Here is an 18,564-nt window from a genome sequence, read left to right as displayed (position 1 = left end):
GAGCTGACAGGGGTGACCATCAAGGCTAACCCGCCGAGAGGCCCGGTTCCGCCGCCCGCTCCCAAACCCCCGGCAGCTCCCGCTCCCGGTCCACCGCGGACGCCTCCTCCTGGCCGTACAAGAGGCCCCAGGTGAAGGCGGTCTCCCCCGCCGCGTGCGCCTGGATCCCCAGGTTTCGCAGGGCCTCCCGGGCGACCACCGAGTCCTGGTGATCGCCCAGCACGCTCTGCACGGCCTTCATGCGCTTGGCGAACTTCTTCGCCTGCTTGCCGAGGACGGGCCGCGCCGCCTCCCCGGCGTAGCGGGCGCGCTTCGCGGCCTTGCGGGCCTCGTGCAGGGCGATGTCGCGCTCGGTGCCCGGTTCGAGGGAGAGCGCGTGCTCGATGCGGGTCGCGAGGCGGGCGTGGTCCTTGAGGGCGGCCTTGACGAGGCCGTCCGCCGCGGGGCGGTCGGCCGCCGGCCGGCGCAGCGGCGGCTCGGCGAGCAGCGCGTCCAGACTGTTGAGCAGGGCCAGGTACCGCTTGCCGTCGAGCACGGCGACGGTGTGCCGGCGCGAGCCCTGGCGGCGGGCGACGGCCCAGATCCGCAGCCGGGCCCGGACGGGGCCGAGCAGCAGGGTGCGCGGCACCGCGTCGATCCTCCCGGTGAGCCGCTCGGTGAGCACCTCACGGTCCCGGTCGACGCCCAACTCGGCGGCGAGCCACTTGAGTTCAGCGCCCACGGGCTCGGTGACGGCCGGGTCGAGCACCTTCTTGTACGACTTGAACGCGCTGCGCAGCCGGCGGGTGGCCACGCGCATCTGGTGCACCGAGTCCGGCAGATCACGGCGCACGGCGGGGTCGAGCTCGACGAGGGCGTCGCGCTGGGCGCGCAGGTGGGCGAGGACGTGGTCGCCCGCGGTGTCCCCTCTCGCGGGCGCCTTGTGCCGCGTACGCCGTGCGGCCCCGGTCTCCTCCAGGGCGCGGGCCAGCTTCGACGCGGCGCCGGACCGCTCGACGCCGGCCTTGCGCAGCCGCTTCTCGACCTTGCCGAGGAAGGCCGGGTCGGCGCCGTCCGCCAGTTCGACCTCGATCTCGGTCCAGGCGGTGGTCCGCTCCCCGTCGGCCCGCTCGGCGCGCACGGCGTCGACGCACACCTCGGCGAGCAGCGAGCCGTCGGCCCCGGTCAGATGCGACACGTCCCGCGACGAGCGGAGCCGGACGACCGGGATGAGCTCGTCGCCGCGGACCCGGGAGCGTACGAGGCCCGCGAGGGCGCGCGGCAGGGTGGCGGAGGGCGGCGCCTGCACCTCGTCGCGGACGCCCTCGCTCAGCGAGACCGGCAGCTTCAGGTGCCAGCCGGCGTCGTCGCCGCCGCTGCGGTGGCGCAGGGTGATGCTGTCCGTGGCGAGGCGCTGGTCCTCGGTGTCGTAGTAGACGGCGTCGAGTTCGACGACGCCCTTGTCGACGACGGTCGATACGCCCGGGACCTTGCGCAGGTCGGGCAGCCGGAAGTGGTCGGTCGGGGCGTCGTACTTTCGCTCGATCTCGCGCTTTGTCTCCGCCATGACCTGAATCTAGGCGTCTGCGGCGACGGGGCCAAGGTCTCGGGGCTCCGCCCCGGCCGCTTACGCCGACATGGGCCTCTGCACCTTGATCGATTGCAGCAGTCCCACCGCCACCCACACCGCGAACATCGACGAACCGCCGTACGACACGAACGGGAGCGGGAGGCCCGCCACCGGCATGATGCCGAGCGTCATGCCGACGTTCTCGAAGGCCTGGAACGCGAACCAGGCGATGATGCCGGCCGCCACGATCGTGCCGTACAGCTCGCTCGTGCCGCGCGCGATCTTGCACGCCCGCCACAGCACCACGCCGAGCAGCAGCAGGATCAGGCCCGCGCCCAGGAAGCCGAGCTCCTCGCCGGCCACCGTGAACACGAAGTCGGTCTGCTGTTCCGGAACGAACTGGCCGGTGGTCTGCGAGCCCTGGAAGAGGCCCTCGCCGGAGAGGCCGCCCGAACCGATCGCGATGCGCGCCTGGTTGGTGTTGTAGCCGACGCCCGCCGGGTCGAGCGCGGGGTTGGCGAAGGCCGCGAAGCGGGCGATCTGGTAGTCGTCCAGGACGCCCAGTTTCCAGATCGCGACCGCGCCCGCCGCGCCGACGCCGATGAGTCCGAGCACCCACCGGTTCGAGGCGCCCGACGCGAGCAGCACGCCGAGCACGATCATCACCATCACCATGACGGACCCGAGGTCCGGCATCAGCATGACGACCAGCATCGGGACGGCGGCGAGGCCGAGGGCCTGCAGCACCGTGCGGTGGTCGGGGTGTTCGCGGTCACCGGCGTCGACGCGGGTCGCGAGCAGCATCGCCATGCCCAGGATGATCGTGATCTTCACGAACTCGGAGGGCTGCAGCGAGAATCCGCCGCCGATGACGATCCAGGCGTGCGCGCCGTTCACGGTGGCGCCGAGCGGGGTGAGCACCAGGAGCACGAGGAAGACGGAGATCCCGTAGAGGATCGGCACGGCCGTGCGCAGTGTCCGGTGCCCGAGCCAGATCGTGCCCGCCATCAGCGCGACGCCGATGCCGGTGTTCAGCAGGTGGCGGAACAGGAAGTAGTAGGGGTCGCCCTGGTTGAGCTCGGTCCTGTTGCGGGTCGCCGAGAAGACGAGCGCGGCGCCGATGAGCGACAGCGCGATCGCCGACAGCAGGATCGGCCAGTCGAGCCTGCGCAGCACCGAGTCACGGGCCATGAGCCGGTTCATGGTGGAGCGCTGCGGCCCGTAGCCGGAGACGGAGAAGCCGTTGCCGGTCACCGGTCAGTCCCTCCTGCTGTTGCCGTACGAGGAGGTGGGCAGCGTCGCCGCCAACTCCTGCTGGGCGGGCGTCATGTCCTCGGCCGGCCGGAACGGCTTGATCTCCGGGGCGTCGATCGAACCGTCCTTCTGGATCTTGGGAAGGTTCTTCTCCGGCTCGGGCAGCAGGGCCTTCTTCTTGTTGATGCCGCCCTTGCTGTCGACCCCGTAGAGCGCGTCGTAGATCTTGCGGACGGCGGGGCCCGAGGCTCCGGAACCCGTACCACCCTGGGACATCGTCATGACGACCGAATAGTCCTTCGTGTACGTGGCGAACCACGAGGTCGTCTGCTTGCCGTAGACCTCGGCCGTACCGGTCTTGGCGTGCATCGGGATCTTGTCCTGCGGCCAGCCGCCGAAGCGCCAGGCGGCGGTGCCCCGGGTGGCGACGCCGGCGAGGGCGTCGTTGATCTGGCGCTGGGTCTGCTTCGTCATGGGCAGCTTGCCCTGCGGCTTCGGGGCGATCTCGTTGACCTGCTTGCCGTCGGGGCTGATCACGGCCTTGCCGACGGCGGGCTGGTAGAGGGTGCCGCCGTTGGAGATGGCGCCGTAGATCCTGGCCATCTGGATCGGGGTGACGAGCGTGTCGCCCTGGCCGATGGAGTAGTTGACCTCGTCACCGGCGCGCATCACGTTGCCCTGGCGGCAGTTCTCCCAGTTGAGCTGCTCGACGTAGGAGCCGCCCTTCTTGCCGGCCTTGCACCAGGCGTCCTTGTTCGCCTTCCAGTACTGCTGCTTCCACTTCCGGTCGGGGACCCGGCCCTCCACCTCGTTGGGCAGGTCGATGCCGGTCGTCTTGCCGAGGCCGAACTGGTGCGCCGTCTTGTAGAAGGCGTCGTCGACGTTGACACCGTCCTTCGGGTTGATCCCGCCGAGCTTCTGCCACTCCCGGTGGGCGAGGCGGTAGAAGACGGTGTCGCAGGAGACCTCGAGCGCCTTGCCGAGGTCGATCGAGCCGTACCCCTTGGACTCGAAGTTCTTGAAGACCTGGCTGCCGATCGAGTACGAGCTGGAGCACTCGTACCTGTTGCTGAAGTCGTAGCCCGCGTTGACCGCGGCGGTGGTCGGGATGACCTTGAAGATCGAGCCGGGCGCCGACTGCCCCTGGATCGCCCGGTTGAGCAGCGGGTAGTTGGACTTCTTGCCGGTGAGCTTGGCGTAGTCCTTGCCGGAGATGCCGCCGACCCAGGCGTTCGGGTCGTACGTCGGGTTGGAGGCCATGGCGACGACGCGGCCGGTCTTGGCCTCCATCACGACGACGGAGCCGGCGTCGGCCTTGTAGTTCTCGCCGGTGTTCTTGTCGAACTCGTGCCGGGCGGCCTTCATCGCCGCGTCCAGCTCCTTCTCGGCGACGGCCTGCACGCGTGCGTCTATCGACGTGACGACGTTCGCGCCGGGCTCGGCCTTGTCGCTCTCGGCGCGGCCGATGACGCGGCCGAGGTTGTCGACCTCGTAGCGGGTGACTCCGGCCTTGCCGCGCAGGTCCTTGTCGTACGTGCGCTCCAGGCCGCTGCGGCCGACCTGGTCGGAGCGCAGGTACGGCGAGTCGGAGTTCTTGGCCTTCTCGATCTCCGCGTCGGTGACCGGGGAGAGATAGCCGAGGACCTGCGCGGTGTTGGAGCCGCCGGGGCCCGCGTAGCGGCGCACGGCGGTGGGCTCCGCGGTGATGCCGGGGAAGTCCTCGCTGCGCTCGCGGATCTGCAGGGCCTGCTTGGGCGTGGCCTCGTCGGTGATCGGGATCGGCTGGTACGGCGAGCCGTTCCAGCAGGGCTGCGGCGTCTCCGCGTCGCAGAGCCGGACCTTCTCCTGGATGGTCTTGGGCTGCATCCCGAGGACCTTGGCGAGTTTGGTGAGGACGGCCTTGCCCTCGTCGTCCATCTTCATCAGGTCGGTGCGGGAGGCGGAGACGACGAGCCGGGTCTCGTTGTCGGCGAGCGGGATGCCGCGGGCGTCGAGGAGGGAGCCGCGGGTGGCGGGCGTGACCACCTGCTGGACGTGGTTCCCGGAGGCCTCCTTGGCGTACTCGTCGCCGTTGCGGATCTGGAGGTACCAGAGACGGCCGCCGAGGGTGAGCAGGAGGGAGAGGACGAGGATCTGGAGGATGATGAGGCGGATCTGGACGCGCGGCGTGCGGCCCGTCTCAGGAATGTTGGTCACGGTGGCGTGCTCCCCCTCTCAGTACGAGGACGTGTACGAGTAGGCGTACGAGTACGAGTAGGTGTACACGCCGAAGCTGTGCGTGCCTGCGGTGTCGTCGGTCAACTGCCGTGCCCTCACAGGCGCTTGACCCCCTTGATGCGGCCCGCCCGGGAGGCGCGTGCCTTGACCGTCCGCATGCGCAGGCCGCCGCTCTTGCCACCGCCGATGCTCAGGCCCGTGCCGCCGCCGGAGAGCCAGCCGGAGGAGACGTCGGCGGCCTTGGCGGAACCGCCGGAGGAATCGCCCAGCGGATCGTTCTCCGCGCGTCTGGCGAGCGCCATCACTCCGGGTACGACGAACGGGGCGAGCAGCAGGTCGTAGAGCGCGGCGGTGAAGATGAGGCTGCCGAGGCCGACGTCGCGGGCGGCGGTGTCGCCGACGAGCGCGCCCACGCCCGCGTACAGCAGGGTCGTGCCGATCGCCGCGCCGACGACCACGAGCATCGGGCCCGCCGCCGAACGCAGCTGCCCGTTCTCCGGCTTGGCGAGGCCCGCCAGATAGCCGATGACGCAGAGGACGAGGGCGTAGCGGCCCGCGGCGTGGTCGGCGGGCGGGGCGAGGTCGGCGAGCAGTCCCGCGCCGAAGCCGACGAAGGCGCCGCCCACGTGCCCGTACACGAGGGCCAGGCCGAGGACGGTCAGGAGCATCAGGTCGGGGACGGCGCCGGGCAGTTGCAGCCGGGCCAGGACGCAGACCTGGAGGACGAGGGCCACGACGACAAGGACCGTGGAGAGCAGCATCCGGTTGAAGCGCATGATTTCTTGGCTCCCCTGTCTACTGCTGGTCTGCGTTGTTGTCGGCGGCGTTCTCGCCGTTGCCGTTGCCGTTGCCGTTGCCGTTCCCCCCGGCGTCCGCGCCCGGGGTGGCCGTCACGGTCACCGTCGGCGTCGGCCTGGGCTTGGCGGGTTTCTTCGGCAGCACCGTGTCCCTCGGGTCGGTGCGCGGCGCCTGCACGACGACTCCGACGACGTCGAGCTTGGTGAAGCCGACGTACGGCTTCACGTAGACGGTGCGGGTCAGGTCGCCGCCGGAGGGGTCGACGCGGACGACGCGGCCGACCGGGACGCCGGGCACGAACGGCTTGTCGGCCTGCGAGCCGAAGGTGACGAGCCGTTCGCCCTTGCTCACCTTGGCCTTGCCGTTGAGGAGCTGGACGCGCAGCGGGCGGTCGCCCTGCCCGGAGGCGAACCCGAGCTCGTCGGACTTCTCCATGCGGGTGCCGACGGTGAAGTCGGGGTCGTTGGCGAGCAGCACCGTCGCCGTGTTCGGGCCGACGGTGGTGACGCGGCCGACGAGTCCCTGGCCGTTCAGCACCGTCATGTCTCGCTGGAGGCCGTCGTTGGCGCCGGCGTCGATGGTCACGGTCCAGGAGAAGCCCTGCGCCGAGCCGATGGCGATGACCTGGGCGCCCTTGATGCCGTACTGTCCTGCGCCCGCCGTCTTCAGCATGGCGTCGAGCTGGCGGACCTTGCTGCGGTTGCGGTCGCCGCTGCCGAGCTTGGCCTTCAACGCGGCGTTCTCGCGCTCCAGTTCGCCGATGCGGTTGTGCCGCTTGTCGGAGTCGCGGACCGCGCTTATGGCGTTGCCGACCGGGTCGACCGCACCTGCTACCCCGTTCTCCACGGGGCCGAAGACCGTGGCGGCGGCGTGCCGGGCACCGTCGACGGGCGAGTCCTCGCCGCCGCGGATGTCCACCGTGATCAGTGCGAACGCGATGGCGATCAGCAGCACCAGGAGCAGCCGGCTCTCTCGTGTGTCCCTCACGTGCGGCGGCCGTGCCTTCCTCTGTCGGTTGCGTCGAGCGGTGCCCGGCCGTGCCGAGCGATGCTGGGGAGGATCTCTTATGCCTTGCCTATATATCAACGATCCGCCGCACGAGGTGGCAGGCACTCGTACGGCGGACGTTTTCGCTTCACATCATCTGCGCGGCGAGGCGTCCAGAACCTGCTGGAGCGCCTCGAACTCCTCGACGCACTTGCCGGAACCGAGCGCCACGCTGTCGAGCGGGTCCTCGGCGATATGGATCGGCATGCCGGTCTCGCGGCGCAGCCGTTCGTCGAGGCCGCGCAGCAGGGCGCCGCCACCGGTGAGAACGATGCCGCGGTCCATTACGTCACCGGACAGCTCGGGCGGGCACTTGTCGAGGGTGGTCTTCACGGCGTCGACGATCGCGTTGACCGGTTCCTCGATCGCCTTGCGGACTTCCGCCGCCGAGATGACGACGGTCTTCGGCAGGCCGGACACGAGGTCGCGGCCGCGGATCTCGGTGTGTTCGTCGGAGTCGAGGTCGTACGCGGAGCCGATCGTGATCTTGATCTGTTCGGCGGTGCGCTCACCGAGGAGGAGCGAGTACTCCTTCTTGATGTGCTGGATGATCGCGTTGTCCAGCTCGTCGCCCGCGACGCGGATGGACTGCGCCGTGACGATTCCTCCGAGCGAGATCACCGCGACCTCGGTGGTGCCGCCGCCGATGTCCACCACCATGTTGCCCGTGGCCTCGTGGACCGGGAGGCCGGAACCGATGGCCGCGGCCATGGGCTCCTCGATGATGTGCACCTGGCGGGCACCGGCCTGCGAAGAGGCCTCAATGACCGCGCGGCGCTCGACGCCTGTGATGCCGGACGGCACGCAGACGACGACGCGGGGCCGGGCGAGGTAGCGCCGCTTGTGCACCTTCAGGATGAAGTAGCGGAGCATGCGCTCGGTGATCTCGAAGTCGGCGATCACGCCGTCCTTCAGCGGGCGGACCGCCACGATGTTGCCCGGCGTGCGCCCGATCATCTTCTTGGCTTCGGCGCCGACCGCGAGGATGCCGCCGGTGTTGGTGTTGATCGCGACCACGGACGGCTCATTGAGCACGATCCCTCGACCCCTGACGTACACCAGCGTGTTGGCGGTCCCGAGGTCGACAGCCATGTCACGGCCGATGAACGACATTGAGTTCCCCATCAGGATTCGTCTGGCCTTCCCAAGTGGAGCGTTTGATGGCTTGTCAGGTAGGCGAGAGTTGGACGCGCGTGGCGTGGAGGCTCCATCGTAGTCTCGCCTGCACGATCACGGCGCGAGGGTCTTCGCCATTGTCAGCATGAGAGTCCCCGCCTCGCTAATGGGGACGTCCCGACGGAGGAGTGCGTTCCCCCGATCGGGCCGCATATGCAAAAGAGCGGCCCGAATTCTCGGGCCGCTCCTGGTCAGTGGCGCTGCGTGACTGACGCGGCATCAGAAAACGAACTCGCCGGTCTCATGGAGCGGACACCGGTCAAGCGGCCCATTCGCTCCTGTTACGCGAAATCGGGGAAGAAAAGCTTCAGCTCGCGCTCCGCGGACTCCTCGGAGTCGGAGGCGTGGATCAGGTTCTCGCGAACAATGGTGCCGAAGTCGCCGCGGATCGAACCGGGTGCGGCGGCGATCGGGTCGGTCGGACCGGCCAGCTGGCGTACGCCCTCGATCACGCGCTCCCCCTCGGCCACCAGGGCGACCACGGGGCCGGAGGACATGAAGTCGACCAGCGGCTCGTAGAACGGCTTGCCCTTGTGCTCGCCGTAGTGCGCCTCCAGCGTCTCCTGGCTCAGGCTGCGCAGTTCGAGCGCGCTGATCGTCCAGCCGGCCTTGCGCTCGATGCGGCCGATGATCTCGCCGATCAGGCCGCGGCGGACGGCGTCGGGCTTGAGCAGGACGAGCGTGCGCTGGGTCATTCGCGGGACTCCTTGTAGGCCTAGGTGTGCGGTGACGCCCGAGGTTACAGGGCGTGACCACCGCCGCGGCAGGCGGGCCGGGCGGGGGCTCAGGCCTGCTCGGCCTGTGCCGCCCAGCGGGCCTTCGCCTCGTCGACCTTGCGGCCGAAGTGGACCGAGGCCCACCACAGGCCCGCGAAGCAGGCGCCGAGGAAGAACATGACCGGGACGAAGAAGCCGCTGATGATCAGGGCGATCTGCAGCGCCCAGCCGAGCTGCACACCGCCGGGCCGCGTCACCATGCCGCACAGCAGCACGCTGAGCAGCATCGCGATGCCGCTCACCGTCCACACCACTGTGGCCGACAGGCCGGGGTCCTTCATGGCCACGAGCCCGGCGAAGCCGATGACGAAGAACTCGGCGAGCAGCGTCGAGGAACAGAGAATACGCACGGCGATCAGCCCTTCCCGAGGAGCAGCCGGGCCTCGCCGACCGTGATCACGGATCCGGTGACGAGCACTCCCCCGCCCGCGTACTCGCCTTCTTCCTCGGCGAGCGTGATGGCGGCCTCGATCGCGTCGTCGAGGCGCGGTTCGACCTGGACGCGCTCGTCGCCGAAGACCTCCACCGCGATGCCCGCCAGTTCGTCGGCGTCCATGGCCCGGTGGCTGGAATTCTGCGTGACGACGACCTCCGCGAAGATCGGCTCGAAGGCCTCAAGGAGCCCTCGTACGTTCTTGTCACCACTGGCACCGACGACACCGATGAGGCGGCTGAAGTCGAAGACCTCACCGATCGCCTCGGCGGTGACACGGGCGCCCGCCGGATTGTGCGCGGCGTCGAGCACGACCGTCGGCGAGCGGCGGATCACTTCGAGGCGGCCCGGCGACGTGGCCGCGGCGAACGCGGTGCGGATGGTGTCGATGTCGAGCAGGCGCGCGGCTTGCGAGCCGATGCCGAAGAACGCCTCGACGGCGGTGAGCGCCACCGCCGCGTTGTGCGCCTGGTGCGCGCCGTGCAGCGGCAGGAAGATGTCCTCGTACTCGCCGCCGAGCCCGCGCAGCGTCACCAACTGGCCGCCGACGGCGACCTCGCGGCGGACGACGCCGAACTCCAGGCCCTCGCGGGCCACGGTCGCGTCCGTCTCCACGGCCTTCTTGAGGATCACCTGCGCCGCGTCCACCGGCTGCTGAGCCATGATCACGGAGGCGTCCTGCTTGATGATCCCGGACTTCTCGCCGGCGATCTCGCCGGGCGTCTCACCGAGCCGGTCGGTGTGGTCGAGGTCGATCGGGGTGATGACCGCGACCGATCCGTCGATCACGTTCGTCGCGTCCCAGCTGCCGCCCATGCCGACCTCGACGACCGCCACGTCCACCGGGGCGTCGGCGAAGGCCGCGTAGGCCATGCCGGTCAGCACCTCGAAGAACGAGAGGCGGTACTCCTGCTGGGCGTCGACCATCTCGATGTACGGCTTGATGTCGTCGTACGTCTCGATGAAGCGCTCGTGGTCGATCGGGGCGCCGTCCAGGCTGATCCGCTCGGTGATCGACTGGACGTGCGGCGAGGTGTACCGGCCGGTGCGCAGGTCGAAGGCCGTGAGCAGGGCCTCGATCATGCGGGCCGTGGACGTCTTGCCGTTCGTGCCCGTGATGTGGATCGAGGGGTACGCGCGCTGCGGCTCGCCGAGCACGTCCATCAGCGCGGCGATGCGGTCGACGGAGGGCTCGAGCTTCGTCTCGCCCCAGCGCGTGGCGAGCTCCGTCTCCACCGCCCGCAGCGCCTTCTCCACCTCGGGGTCCTGCGGGCGGGCCGGGATGCCGTCACCCTGCGGCGGGGCCGACTGGGCGCGCAGGGTGCGGCTGCCCGCCTCGATCACCGCGAGGTCGGGGTCACGGGTGGTCTCTTCGCCGACGATCTCTTCGAACTCGTCGGCGTCGTCGGGGTTGTCGGGGGAGCCGTAATCGCTGCTGTCGCGCGGGGGGAGGTCACTCACACACGCCAGTCTACGGAGGTCCACCGACAGCGCGCCCGACACCACCCGGCGTCCCGGTTCGGGACCTTCGACCTGTCCGTTTCAGGACCTTGGTCCCTCCGGAACGGCCTTCCGCCCGGCAAACTTGCTGATCATGGACATAGGTATCGATCTCGGCACCGCCAACACCCTTCTGTACGTGCGCGGTCAGGGCATCGTGCTGAACGAACCGTCGGTCGTCGCCGTGAAGTCGGGCGGGCGCGGTGAGGTGCTCGCCGTGGGCAGCGAGGCGAAGGAGACCATCGGGCGCACCCCTGGGTCGATCACCGCGATCCGGCCGCTGCGGGACGGCGTGATCAGCGACTACGAGGCGGCCGAGGCGATGATCCGGCACTTCGTACGGAAGGCGGTGCCGGGCCGGCGGCCCCGTACGCGCATGGTGGTGTGCGTACCGAGCGGGGTCACGCCCGTGGAGCGGCGGGCCATCGTGCACGCGGCGGAGCGGGCCGGGGCGAAGGCCGTGCACCTGATCGAGGAGCCGATGGCGGCGGCGATCGGGGCGGGGCTCCCGGTCGCGGACCCGCGCGGATCGATGGTCGTGGACATCGGCGGCGGCACGAGCGAGGTGGCCGTCATCTCGCTGGGCGGCGTGGTCACTTCGCAGTCGCTGCGGGTCGGTGGCGACCGGTTCGACGAGGCGATCACGGACTACGTGCGCAAGGAGCACGGGCTGCTGATCGGCGAGCGCACGGCCGAGCACGTCAAGGTCGCGATCGGTTCCGCGTGGCCGGTGCCGGGCGAGGACGCCTTCGAGATACGGGCGTTCACCGTACGGGGACGGGAGAAGGTGGCGGGCCTGCCGAAGACGGTCGAGCTGACGGTGCGCGAGGTGCGGGCCGCGCTCGACGAGCCCGTGGAGGCGGTCATCAGCGCGGTGAAGGCGACGTTGGAGGAGTGCCCGCCGGAGCTGTCGGGGGACGTCATGGAGCACGGGATCGTGCTGACGGGCGGGGGCGCGCTGCTGCCGGGTCTTGATCTGCGGATCGCCTCCGGCACGGGGATCCCGGTGTTCGTCGCGGACGATCCGCTGGACAGCGTGGCGCTGGGGTGCGGGAAGTGTGTGGACGACTTCGACGGGTTGCAGCGGATGCTTGCGGCGTAAGTCGTTCTTGGGGCCAGGTTTGTTCGGCGGGTTCTGTCTCGCTGTGGTTTGCGCAGTTCCCCGCGCCCCCAGAACAGCCCCCTACGTCCTCGCCGGGAAGGTTGCTTCCACCGCGTAGGTGGACTGGTCTGTCCTGCCCGCGCTGAACGTGCCGCCCAAGGACAGGACTCGCTCCGCCATGCCCGCCGTGCCGGTGCCCGCCGAGACCGGGGGGACCGTCGGCGTGTCCGTCGGCAGCGGGTTGGTGACCGTGACGCGGAGGCGGTTCGCCGCCACCGCCACGGTCACCGTCACCGGGCGGCCCGGGGCGTGCTTCGCGGCGTTCGTGAGGCACTCCTGGACGACGCGGTAGACCGCGGCCTGGCGCAGCGGGGACTGGGCCCGGGCGGCGGTGTCCACGTCGACGGCGACCTCGTTGCCGGCCGCCGCGCTCTCCTCGGCGAGCCGGGGCAGCGCGTCCAGGCCGGGGGTGGGGGCGCCGCCTCCGCTGCCGCGGCGCACGACGATCTCGTTGAGCAGCAGGTGCGCCCGCCGCGCCGTCTCGGACAGCTCGTCGAAATCGGTCTCCCAGCGTTCGCCGCGGGCCCGCCGCGACAGCACCTCCGCCCGCACCGACAGCATCGTCAGCTCGCGGCCCACGAAGTCGTGCACGTCGCCCGCGACGTCGGCGCGCTCCTGCTGCACGGCCTGGAGCAGCGCCGTCTCGGCGCCCTTGGCCTCCAGGGCGCGGACGAGGTCGATGCGGCGCGCGGCGATGCCGACACCGGTGGCGAGCACCCCTATGGGCACGGCGAGGGCGAGGAACTGGCTCACTCGCTCGCCGCCCCGGTACGCGGGCCAGTCGAAGAGCGCGTACGCGGCGCAGGCCCAGACGAGGTAGCCGCAACAGGCGAGGATGCCGGAGGCCCGGCCCCGGTAGCGGGCCACGGAGTACAGGGCGAACTGGATCAGCGTCACATCGTGCAGCCAGCCGAGGAAGACCATCCCGACGGCGAACGACAGCCAGGGCCCCCACGGCTCGCGCCGGCGCAGCAGCAGGGTCGCGGCGCCGAGGGCGAGCACGAGCGTGGCGGACGTCCCGTTGAGCGCGTTGTCCGCCCTGGCCAGGCCGGGGATGTCGAGGCCCATCAGGGCGAAGCAGCCGGCGGCCGTGACGAGGTCGACGGCGTGCGGGGTGCCGCGCCAGCGCTCCAGGCGCGACCAGAGGCGCCCGGGGCGACGGCCCACGACGCCCGTCGCGGCCCCGCCCGTCGCCGCCCCGTCGGCCCCGTCGGCCTCGTCGTGCATGGAGCCCCTTCTCCCCGCGGATACGCCCGGTACGTTCCCTTTCTTACCTTGGCCGGGTACGTCCGGGCATCTTGTGCCACCGCGAAGGGGGTGCCACGGCGGCACGCGGACCCCGCCCGCGCCATCGGCCCCAGCACGCACGAAGGCCCCCGGAACCCTGCGGTTCCGGGGGCCCTCACGTACGTACGGTCACGCCTGCGGCAGCCGGTCCAACTGGGCCTGGATACGGGCGATGTCCTCGTCCGCCTTGGCGAGCCGGGCCTTGATCTTGTCGACCACGTGGTCCGGGGCCTTGGCGAGGAACGCCTCGTTGCCCAGCTTGCCCTCGGACTGCGCCTTGTCCTTCTCGGCGGCGGCGAGGTCCTTGGCGAGGCGCTTGCGCTCGGCGCCCACGTCGATCGCGCCGGACAGGTCGAGCGCCACCTCGGCGCCCGCGACCGGCAGCGTGGCGGTGGCCGTGAAGCCCTCGCCCTCCGGCTGCAGCTTGAGCAGCTGGCGGATCGCCGGCTCGTGCGCCGCGAGCGTGGTGCCGTCCAGGGTGAGGCGGGCCGGGACGCGCTGGCCCGCCTTGAGGCCCTGGTCGCCCTTGAAGCGGCGGACCTCGGTGACGACCTGCTGGAGCGTCGCGATCTCCCGCTCGGCGGCCTCGTCGCGGAAGGCGCTGTCCTTCGGCCAGTCGGAGATCACGATCGACTCGCCGCCGGTGAGCGTCGTCCACAGCGTCTCCGTGACGAACGGGACGACCGGGTGCAGGAGCCGCAGCGTGACGTCCAGGACCTCGCCGAGGACCCGGCCCGACACCTTGGCCGGTTCGCCGCCCGCCATGAACGTCGTCTTCGACAGCTCGACGTACCAGTCGAAGACCTCGTCCCACGCGAAGTGGTAGAGCGCGTCGGAGAGCTTCGCGAACTGGTAGTCGTCGTAGAGCGCGTCGACCTCGGCCACCGTCTTGTTCAGCCGGGACAGGATCCAGCGGTCCGTCGCCGTCATCTCGGACGGCTCCGGCAGCGGGCCCTCGACGGTCGCGCCGTTCATGAGCGCGAAGCGCGTCGCGTTCCAGATCTTGTTGGCGAAGTTGCGGGAGGCCTGGACCCAGTCCTCGCCGATCGGGACGTCGACACCGGGGTTGGCGCCGCGGGCGAGCGTGAACCGCAGGGCGTCGGAGCCGTAGGTGTCCATCCAGTCCAGCGGGTTGACCGCGTTGCCGAACGACTTCGACATCTTCTTGCCGTGCTCGTCACGGACCATGCCGTGGAACGCGATGGTCTTGAAGGGGACCTCGCCGTCCATCGCGTACAGGCCGAACATCATCATCCGGGCGACCCAGAAGAACATCAGGTCGTAGCCGGTGACCAGGGCCGAGTTCGGATAGAACTTGGCCAGGTCCTCGGTCTGCTCCGGCCAGCCCAGCGTGGAGAAGGGCCACAGGCCGGACGAGAACCAGGTGTCCAGGACGTCGGTGTCCTGGTGCCAGCCCTCGCCGCTCGGCGGCTGCTCGTCGGGGCCGACGCACACCGTCTCGCCGTTCGGACCGTGCCAGACGGGGATGCGGTGGCCCCACCACAGCTGGCGCGAGATGCACCAGTCGTTGAGATTGTCGACCCAGTCGAAGTAGCGCTGCGACAGGTCGGCGGGGTGGATGTTCACCCGGCCGTCGCGGACCGCGTCGCCCGCGGCCTGGGCGAGCGTCTCGACCTTCACCCACCACTGGAGCGAGAGCCGCGGCTCCAGCGTCGTCTTGCACCGCGAGCAGTGCCCGACCGAGTGCGTGTACGGCCGCTTCTCGGCGACGATACGGCCCTCGGCCCGCAGGGCGGCGACGATCGCGGAGCGCGCCTCGAAACGGTCGAGCCCCTCGAAGGGACCGTGGGCGGTGATGATGCCGCGCTCGTCCAGAACCTGGAGCGCCTCCAGGTCGTGGCGCTGGCCGATCGCGAAGTCGTTCGGGTCGTGCGCGGGGGTCACCTTGACGGCGCCCGTGCCGAACTCCGGGTCGACGTGCGTGTCCGCGACGACGGGGATCGTGCGCCCGGTCAGCGGCAGTTTGATCCGCTTGCCGACCAGGTGCGCGTACCGCTCGTCGTCCGGGTGCACGGCGACCGCGGTGTCGCCCAGCATCGTCTCGGCGCGCGTGGTCGCGACGACGATGGTGTCCTCGCCCTCGCCGTACTTCATGGAGACGAGCTCGCCGTCGTCGTCCTGGTAGTCCACCTCGATGTCCGAGATGGCCGTCAGGCAGCGCGGGCACCAGTTGCTGATGCGCTCGGCGCGGTAGATCAGGCCGTCGTCGAACATCTTCTTGAAGACGGTCTGGACGGCGCGGGACAGGCCCTCGTCCATCGTGAAGCGGTCGCGGCTCCAGGCCACACCGTTGCCCAGGCGGCGCATCTGACCGGCGATCTGGCCGCCGGACTCGTCCTTCCACTGCCAGACCCGCTCGACGAACGCCTCACGGCCCAGGTCGTGCCGGGACAGGCCCTCCTTGGCGAGCTCACGCTCCACCACGTTCTGCGTGGCGATGCCGGCGTGGTCCATGCCGGGCTGCCACAGCGTCTCGTAGCCCTGCATGCGCTTGCGGCGGGTGAGGGCGTCGATCAGCGTGTGCTCGAAGGCGTGCCCCAGGTGCAGGGAACCCGTGACGTTCGGCGGCGGGATGACGATCGTGTACGGAGGCTTCTCGCTCTTGGGATCGGCGTCGAAGTAACCCCGCTCCACCCAGCGCTCGTACAGCGGCCCCTCTACTTCGGCCGGCGCGTACTGGGTCGGCAGTTCGGAGGTGGGCGCTGGCGTCTGCTGCTGAGAGTTCTCGGTCACCGGGCCAGTTTAGAGGGGTTACAAGCTCGTACTGAAACCGAATCCGGTGGAACGGATCGCACCCACGTACGTCAGGATGTCGGCAGCACATAAGCAACGGGAGGGAACCACAGTAATGAGCCACAACCAGCCGGGCCCGTACGGGAACCAGCCGCCCCAGCAGCCGGGCCCGTACGGCCAGCAGCCGCAAGCGCCGGGCCCCTACGGCCAGCCGCAGCAGCCGGGCCCGTACGGTCAGCCGCCGCAGGCGCCGCAGCCCGGTTACGGTTACCCGCAGCAGCCGCCGCAGCAGGCGCCCCAGGGCGTTCCGCCCCAGCAGCCGCCGGGTCCGTACGGACAGCCGCCGCAGCAGGCGCCCGGCGGTTACGGCCAGCCCCAGCAGCCGGGCCCCTACGGTCAGCCGCCGCAGGCGCCGTACGGCCAGTACCCGCAGCAGCCGCCCACCGGCGGGGGCGGCAACAAGAAGGTGCTGGGCATCGTGATCGGCGCGGTCGCCGTCGTCGCGGCGCTCGGAGTGGGGGGCTACTTCATCTTCGGTGGCGGTGACAGCGGCAGTGGCTCGTCCGTGGCGGACGACGGCGCGCACAAGCTGACGACGCCGGCCACGGTTCTCGGTGAGTACCAGAAGAGCAGCTCGAACACCTCCAGCAGCGGCACCTTCACCGAGAACGACGTGCAGGAAGCCAAGAAGTGGGGCGTGACCGACCCCAAGGCGGTGAACGCCAGCTACAAGGCGGGCTCCGGCACCTCGGTCAAGGCGATCAACTTCGGTGGCGTCTACGGCAAGATCGAGGACCCGGAGAAGGTCGTCGACTCGATGTTCACCGAGATGGAGAAGAAGTCCACGGAAGAGGCAGGCGGCGCGAGCGGCGCCAAGGTCTCCTTCGAGGGCTCGCCCCAGGAGTTCACGCCGGCCGGCTTCAAGAACGGCGTCATGAAGTGCCAGAACGCCAAGTACGCGATGCCCGGCGGCAGTTCGTCCACCGCGGGCGTGCCGTCGAGCTTCAAGATGCCGATGTGCATCTGGGGTGACCACAGCACGGTCACGTACATCGTGTTCTCCGACAGCGGCGCCATCATCTCGAAGAAGGAGCAGCCGCTGAGCGAGGCGGCCGACACGGCGGCGAAGCTGCGCAACGAGGTGCGCGTCAAGTCCTGACGGTCAGAACCTTCATGAGGAGGGCCCCGGTCGGAGATCCGACCGGGGCCCTCCTCATGCCGACTGGTGTGTGGCTACGCCGACTTCTGCTCGCCGCTGCCACCGCCGCGGGCGTCCCGCGGGATGAGCGTCGGGTTCACGTTCGAGTGAACGGCCTCCGCGGTGATGACGACGCGGGCCACGTCCTTGCGGGACGGGACCTCGTACATCACCGACTGGAGGACCTCCTCCATGATGGCGCGCAGCCCTCGCGCACCGGTGCGACGCAGGATCGCCTGGTCGGCGATGGCCTCCAGCGCCTCGCGCTCGAAGTCCAGCTCCACACCGTCGAGTTCGAAGAGCCGCTCGTACTGCTTGACCAGAGCGTTCTTCGGCTCGACGAGGATCTGGAGCAGCGCCTCACGGTCGAGGTTCTGGACCGCGGTGATGACCGGGAGCCGGCCGATGAACTCCGGGATCATCCCGAACTTCACCAGGTCCTCCGGCATGACCTCCTGGAACTGGTCCTTCTCCTCCAGCTCGCGCTTGGAGTGCAGGGTCGCTCCGAAGCCGATGCCCTTGGCGCCGGCCCGCGACTCGATGATCTTCTCCAGACCGGAGAACGCGCCGCCCACGATGAACAGCACGTTCGTCGTGTCGATCTGGATGAACTCCTGGTGCGGGTGCTTGCGGCCGCCCTGCGGCGGAACCGAGGCGCTGGTCCCCTCAAGGATCTTGAGGAGCGCCTGCTGTACACCCTCACCGCTCACATCACGCGTGATCGACGGGTTCTCCGACTTGCGGGCGACCTTGTCGATCTCGTCGATGTAGATGATCCCGGTCTCGGCCTTCTTGACGTCGTAGTCGGCCGCCTGGATCAGCTTCAGCAGAATGTTCTCGACGTCCTCGCCGACGTACCCCGCCTCCGTAAGCGCCGTCGCGTCGGCGATGGCGAACGGGACGTTGAGCATGCGCGCCAGCGTCTGCGCGAGGAGCGTCTTTCCGGAACCGGTCGGACCGAGGAGAAGGATGTTGGACTTCGCGAGTTCGATCGCGTCGTCCCGCCCGTTCGCCCCGCCGTTCTCGCCGGCCTGGACGCGCTTGTAGTGGTTGTACACCGCGACGGACAGGGCCTTCTTGGCGGCTTCCTGCCCTACGACGTAGCTCTCGAGGAACTCGTAGATCTCGCGCGGCTTGGGCAGTTCCTCCCAGCGCACTTCGCTCGTCTCCGCGAGCTCTTCCTCGATGATCTCGTTGCAGAGGTCGATGCACTCGTCGCAGATGTACACACCGGGGCCTGCGATGAGCTTCTTGACCTGCTTCTGGCTCTTTCCGCAGAACGAGCACTTGAGCAGATCGCCGCCGTCACCGATGCGTGCCACGAGGTGCTTCCCCTTCGCCTGGGAGACGCTCGCGTAAGCGGCTCCTGGTGCCTGTATCCGACGGTACCTTGCCGGGCCCCCCGTTCGGGCC

At 69.9% G+C, this 18,564-nt stretch carries 14 protein-coding genes; 2 read left to right on the top strand and 12 right to left on the bottom strand.

From position 1 onward, the window contains the following. Positions 1–25: 25 nt before the first annotated feature. From ACFYWS_RS19745 to ACFYWS_RS19705, 9 genes are all read right to left on the bottom strand, one after another. A complete protein-coding gene (locus ACFYWS_RS19745; RefSeq protein WP_389277901.1) occupies positions 26–1,546 on the bottom strand; it encodes a CHAD domain-containing protein in 1,521 nt (506 codons plus the stop codon). A gap of 60 nt (positions 1,547–1,606) precedes the next feature. Beyond that, positions 1,607–2,803, bottom strand: coding sequence for a rod shape-determining protein RodA (gene rodA, locus ACFYWS_RS19740; RefSeq protein ID WP_389277898.1), 1,197 nt, complete (start codon positions 2,801–2,803; stop codon positions 1,607–1,609). Positions 2,804–2,806: 3 nt separating this feature from the next. After that, positions 2,807–4,999: a penicillin-binding protein 2 gene (gene mrdA, locus ACFYWS_RS19735; protein WP_389277895.1), complete on the bottom strand. Its 2,193-nt coding sequence runs from the start codon at positions 4,997–4,999 to the stop codon at positions 2,807–2,809. 116 nt (positions 5,000–5,115) lie between these two features. After that, positions 5,116–5,796 carry a rod shape-determining protein MreD gene (gene mreD / locus ACFYWS_RS19730; protein ID WP_389277892.1) on the bottom strand — a complete coding sequence of 227 codons (681 nt, stop codon included), beginning with the start codon at positions 5,794–5,796 and terminating at the stop codon, positions 5,116–5,118. Positions 5,797–5,815: 19 nt separating this feature from the next. After that, the gene (gene mreC / locus ACFYWS_RS19725; protein ID WP_389277889.1) at positions 5,816–6,805 is read right to left on the bottom strand and encodes a rod shape-determining protein MreC; all 990 of its coding nucleotides are present in this window, start codon (positions 6,803–6,805) and stop codon (positions 5,816–5,818) included. Between the two features lie 153 nt (positions 6,806–6,958). Continuing rightward, positions 6,959–7,978, bottom strand: a complete 1,020-nt coding sequence (locus ACFYWS_RS19720) for a rod shape-determining protein (RefSeq protein ID WP_266719674.1) — start codon at positions 7,976–7,978, stop codon at positions 6,959–6,961. Between the two features lie 344 nt (positions 7,979–8,322). Beyond that, entirely contained in the window at positions 8,323–8,736 is a 414-nt protein-coding gene (ndk, locus tag ACFYWS_RS19715; RefSeq protein ID WP_389277884.1) for a nucleoside-diphosphate kinase, read from the bottom strand. Positions 8,737–8,825: 89 nt separating this feature from the next. Beyond that, positions 8,826–9,167, bottom strand: a complete 342-nt coding sequence (locus ACFYWS_RS19710; protein WP_389277881.1) for a DUF4233 domain-containing protein — start codon at positions 9,165–9,167, stop codon at positions 8,826–8,828. A 5-nt stretch (positions 9,168–9,172) separates the two neighbouring features. Beyond that, a complete protein-coding gene (locus ACFYWS_RS19705; protein ID WP_389277878.1) occupies positions 9,173–10,711 on the bottom strand; it encodes a bifunctional folylpolyglutamate synthase/dihydrofolate synthase in 1,539 nt (512 codons plus the stop codon). A 133-nt stretch (positions 10,712–10,844) separates the two neighbouring features. Here ACFYWS_RS19705 and ACFYWS_RS19700 point away from each other — a divergent pair, with 133 nt between their 5' ends. Next, entirely contained in the window at positions 10,845–11,852 is a 1,008-nt protein-coding gene (locus ACFYWS_RS19700; protein WP_389277875.1) for a rod shape-determining protein, read from the top strand. A gap of 81 nt (positions 11,853–11,933) precedes the next feature. Here the strand turns inward: ACFYWS_RS19700 and ACFYWS_RS19695 are convergent, their stop codons facing one another. Beyond that, positions 11,934–13,139 (bottom strand): sensor histidine kinase, encoded by a 1,206-nt coding sequence (locus ACFYWS_RS19695; protein ID WP_389277872.1) that lies wholly within the window; start codon positions 13,137–13,139, stop codon positions 11,934–11,936. 189 nt (positions 13,140–13,328) lie between these two features. Further along, the gene (locus ACFYWS_RS19690) at positions 13,329–15,953 is read right to left on the bottom strand and encodes a valine--tRNA ligase (protein WP_389277869.1); all 2,625 of its coding nucleotides are present in this window, start codon (positions 15,951–15,953) and stop codon (positions 13,329–13,331) included. A gap of 115 nt (positions 15,954–16,068) precedes the next feature. Here ACFYWS_RS19690 and ACFYWS_RS19685 point away from each other — a divergent pair, with 115 nt between their 5' ends. Next, positions 16,069–17,112, top strand: coding sequence for a hypothetical protein (locus ACFYWS_RS19685; RefSeq protein ID WP_389277866.1), 1,044 nt, complete (start codon positions 16,069–16,071; stop codon positions 17,110–17,112). Positions 17,113–17,186: 74 nt separating this feature from the next. On the opposite strand, the gene clpX is transcribed toward ACFYWS_RS19685, so the two are convergent. Further along, on the bottom strand, positions 17,187–18,473 hold the full coding sequence (clpX, locus tag ACFYWS_RS19680) for an ATP-dependent Clp protease ATP-binding subunit ClpX (protein ID WP_351341421.1): 1,287 nt from the start codon (positions 18,471–18,473) through the stop codon (positions 17,187–17,189). Between the last annotated feature and the right edge of the window lie 91 nt (positions 18,474–18,564).

It is taken from the genome of Streptomyces sp. NPDC002795 (assembly GCF_042888725.1).
In the GTDB taxonomy this organism is placed as follows: domain Bacteria; phylum Actinomycetota; class Actinomycetes; order Streptomycetales; family Streptomycetaceae; genus Streptomyces.
The sequence above is the reverse complement of the archived record's forward strand: the minus strand, read 5'-3'. Positions and strand labels throughout refer to the sequence as shown.

What these genes read in the sequence shown, in the direction of transcription:
- ACFYWS_RS19700 (WP_389277875.1), top strand. Translation starts at nt 10,845, where the DNA reads ATGGACATAGGTATCGATCTCGGCACCGCCAACACCCTTCTGTACGTG.
- ACFYWS_RS19745 (WP_389277901.1), bottom strand. Translation starts at nt 1,546, where the DNA reads ATGGCGGAGACAAAGCGCGAGATCGAGCGAAAGTACGACGCCCCGACC.
- ACFYWS_RS19685 (WP_389277866.1), top strand. Translation starts at nt 16,069, where the DNA reads ATGAGCCACAACCAGCCGGGCCCGTACGGGAACCAGCCGCCCCAGCAG.
- ndk (WP_389277884.1), bottom strand. Translation starts at nt 8,736, where the DNA reads ATGACCCAGCGCACGCTCGTCCTGCTCAAGCCCGACGCCGTCCGCCGC.
- ACFYWS_RS19720 (WP_266719674.1), bottom strand. Translation starts at nt 7,978, where the DNA reads ATGTCGTTCATCGGCCGTGACATGGCTGTCGACCTCGGGACCGCCAAC.
- mreD (WP_389277892.1), bottom strand. Translation starts at nt 5,796, where the DNA reads ATGCGCTTCAACCGGATGCTGCTCTCCACGGTCCTTGTCGTCGTGGCC.
- ACFYWS_RS19695 (WP_389277872.1), bottom strand. Translation starts at nt 13,139, where the DNA reads ATGCACGACGAGGCCGACGGGGCCGACGGGGCGGCGACGGGCGGGGCC.